This window comes from Dehalococcoidia bacterium (genome assembly GCA_041653995.1).
Lineage (GTDB): Bacteria > Chloroflexota > Dehalococcoidia > GIF9 > UBA5629 > CAIMUM01.
Genome location: JBAZEK010000055.1, coordinates 1 through 3,349, shown reverse-complemented (window position 1 = coordinate 3,349; position 3,349 = coordinate 1). Strand labels below are relative to the sequence as shown.

The 3,349-nt window shown below is 51.9% G+C and carries 4 protein-coding genes; all 4 read right to left on the bottom strand.

The window, feature by feature from the left end; translation table 11 throughout:
* The coding region (locus WC359_15255) for a hypothetical protein (GenBank protein ID MFA5401808.1) at positions 1–397 on the bottom strand (397 nt) is incomplete at its 3' end.
* Entirely contained in the window at positions 397–2,268 is a 1,872-nt protein-coding gene (locus WC359_15250) for a hypothetical protein (protein MFA5401807.1), read from the bottom strand. The genes WC359_15255 and WC359_15250, both read right to left, overlap by 1 nt.
* A 98-nt stretch (positions 2,269–2,366) precedes the next feature.
* Positions 2,367–2,756 (bottom strand): hypothetical protein, encoded by a 390-nt coding sequence (locus WC359_15245; GenBank protein MFA5401806.1) that lies wholly within the window; start codon positions 2,754–2,756, stop codon positions 2,367–2,369.
* A gap of 1 nt (position 2,757) precedes the next feature.
* Complete coding sequence (locus WC359_15240; GenBank protein MFA5401805.1) at positions 2,758–3,273, bottom strand: hypothetical protein; 516 nt, start codon at positions 3,271–3,273, stop codon at positions 2,758–2,760.
* Between the last annotated feature and the right edge of the window lie 76 nt (positions 3,274–3,349).

The window sequence follows — 3,349 nt, the reverse complement described above, 5'->3', positions numbered from 1 at the left end:
TAGTTATTCCAACCGTAACCCCAGCCTGGTCGGACATCAGCTTGGCTCTTATCCGGCTGCCTGCCGGTATTATCGGACCCTGTAACGGTACCGTGATGGAGCTGGTGAAGACCCCTGTCCTGGTAAAGGCGCACCGGCAGTATTCGGTATCCGCAGCGCCGTAGTAAAGCACTATTTCATAGCTGGCATTGGTATCCGGACCGCTTAATTCCGCCCAGTGCAGGTCAAAAGGATTTGTTATATCGGCAGCCGCTATTATATCGGCGCTGAAATCGCCCAGCGTCCAGGCGGCTCCGGCAGTCAATACTATCGGAACTGCGCCTGTCGGCCTTACGAACTGGGAACCGTGGTTGTGTTCGTAAAGCTCGTGCTGTCCGCCGTCACCTAGCTGTGCCATTAGCTACCTCGGACTCCATCAATTATGCGATACGGCAAAGTATTCCAGCCAGCGCCGACTGCTGCCTGGGTAATGGTAACCTTCACGTCCTGTTTGGAGTAGAAGCCCTTTGGTTGGACATCGGTATTGGCATCACGGGGAAAGGGAACTGCCACGGGCGAGGGCAGAGCTGCCGCCAAGAATGTTTCTGTATATATGGTTCTGTAGTTCGTTCCATCCACACGTACATCTACAGTAATTGTCGTATCTTCGCCAGCGCCGAAATTGGCACCGGTAAAGTCTATATAACCACCGGCGAAATAGAACGGATGGCTCTCACCGGTTCGCTCGTATATGGTTTGGGTAGTACCATCACAGGTAACAGAATTGGTCGGCTCTTCAGCCAGGTCGAGCATGGCATCGAGTTCATCGTCGAGGCTTTCCAGCGTTTCAGCCCCGCCACGGATGGTCAGAATTTCGTAAAGCATCGGGTGGATAAGCATTACCTGGTCGCCAACGGCAAGGATAGCACTGAAGGCGTTGTGGGTTATGGTGCCGGTGGCACTGACGTAATCAGTGATAAGCCGGTACTCGCCCTGGGGAGCGGCAGAAGCCCCGCCGTCGTCCCGAGCTACGAATACATACCAGCCGACAAAGAAATCGTTCTCGTAGCCCACAAGGTCGGTACTGGCGAAGTTATTGGCATCGGTGTAGGTGGTTACGTCAGCCAGCAGGTTCATGGACTGTTTGGCTACCTGTTTCAGGTAGGCGAGGGCATTGGTGGTAGTATCCACGATTCCGGCACCGGCGGCCACGTCACGCAGCCCGAGAGCGGTGTTGAGGGTGTAGTCGTTGACGGTAGCACCGCCAGAGTTATCGGTGATATTGCCAACGCCGTAAAGGTTGATAGCGCCGCCTACGCAGGTGACATTTATGGTAACGCTACCGCCGGACAGGTAAACATTGGTTACGCCGCCGGTCTGGGCATCGAGTATCAAGGAACCGGTCCATTCAAAGACATTGAGCGGATTAGGTGTTCCGACGGTGATAGTAGCGCTGCCCTGCCATCCAGCACAGTTATGGAAATCAACGGCGGTGGCACCCGCTTGTATGGTGCAGGCCTGGATAAGGCCTCGGAAGAAAGCACCGGCCAGATTGGTTGGATTAACCAGGAAGCCATCGTAGGTTGTTATCATACCGGTGCCGCCGTTAGCTCCGGTAATGCTGCAACGATGGAAAGAACAGCTATCAACATCCTGCCCGTTGAAATTGACGGTATCATCGGCATTGTAACGACCAGTACCGATGAAAGCGTACCCTTCCATGGCTGCCGGTACGATAAATTCACCGGCTATGGCTATCTTGTTAAGGTTATTGGCTATGGCTATAGTCCTGGCATCGGCTTCGGAGTTTACCGGAAATTCAGGCGTGCCGTAAGGGTAGGCGGTACCGGTTATGCCCGAGAATTCGTCGAACCAGACTGCGCCATCAGGATAGATTTCGGTTATGGTGGCAACAAGGGGGTGAAGAAGGATTACCTTGTCACCAACTGCTACTGGTGCGGTATAGGCTGGTGCGGTAAACGTGCCTGTAGCTGTAACATAGGCTGTAACTATCTGTGATTCGCCCTGTGGGGCAGCTCCACCTCCACCGGCATCCCAGAAGATAAAGGAAGTCCAGCCAACAAAGGCAGTTTCACCATAGCCAGATAGTCCGTCTACCGTAAACTGGTTGGCAGCGGGCACAGCCGTAACAACCCCATAGTAAGCTAGTCCGGCCACATCGCCCAGAGAGTCGCTTATCGCTTCAAGTGAGTCGGTAGTACGGTCAAAGGTAAGGTTACCGTCCTTTGACATTATCTGTAGTATTCTGCCCAGTAAATCTAAAGCCATCTTATTCCTCCAAAATAAAAGCCCACCAAACAGCTATACTGCGCCATCTAGTGGACTTAATCTTGCACTGACTCGGCATTTCTACCGGTTCTGGCGTGTTACCCTGCACCTAACCTCTTTGCATCATAGAATTCGCAGTATATGTCACGCAGTACACCGGCGGTCTGTTGCATTTCAATTCTTGCGCCATGTGTGCTGGCGATGTCGCCTATCTTGATTTTCTTGTGCTCGGTAGGCTGGGCATCCTTGTAGGCAGCCTGGTCGTAAACAACGAAGTCGCCATCCGCAAAGGACTTATGGGAAAACCGTATATTGATAATGTCACCTGCCTGCATTTCTGACAGGTCGATAATCCCATTCCACATCAGGAAAGCATCACTGGCAGTCTCTTCGTAGACAGTTTGCCAGGCGGCAGTCATGGCCTTTTCGCCCGATTGAGTCGAGCGTTTCAGGCGCAGAACCGGAGTGGCACCATAAGAAGTAGCCATATTATCCCCCCCTCTGCTCTACTGTGCATACAACGCCTTCTGTGGCAACCGTGCTGGCAATCCAGATGGAGTCGGCATAGTCAACTTTGTAGCCTATACCTTCATTGGCTATCAGCCAGTAAGATTGGTTGGGTTCCTGCGCATTGGATTCGGAATTGCTGACAAAGATATAACCCAGATTGGTGGGAAGAGCTTTGATTACCAATTCCACGTTGTCAGGCACAGTATATCGTGGAAGCTGTTTGGCAACCAGTGCGCCAGTGGTATAGCACGTAAATGAAAGAATCGTATTAAAATTTTTAAGCTGTGGAATATTGACGCTTACTGCCGGAGTGCTACCGCCGCCTGATTCAGGGAACTGTATATTGGCGATTCCGTCTCTTATATCACGCAGAAGCTGGACTATTTCGTTATCTGGTGCGCTGGAAGCCTCTACTTTACTGCCCATTTTGCCGAGTCCGTAACCGGCCAACCCAGCACCCACAGTTAAAGCGGCATTTTTACCGTTGTCACTCATATTCACCTCCGGTTGAACTATATTATGCTCTAAATATACTCAAAGTCAAGGGTTAGTATTCGCCTGGGAAAAGGTC

Bases quoted from the DNA above. Each gene is read 5' to 3' on its own strand.
- WC359_15240 (MFA5401805.1), bottom strand. From the start codon at position 3,273: ATGAGTGACAACGGTAAAAATGCCGCTTTAACTGTGGGTGCTGGGTTG.
- WC359_15245 (MFA5401806.1), bottom strand. From the start codon at position 2,756: ATGGCTACTTCTTATGGTGCCACTCCGGTTCTGCGCCTGAAACGCTCG.
- WC359_15250 (MFA5401807.1), bottom strand. From the start codon at position 2,268: ATGGCTTTAGATTTACTGGGCAGAATACTACAGATAATGTCAAAGGAC.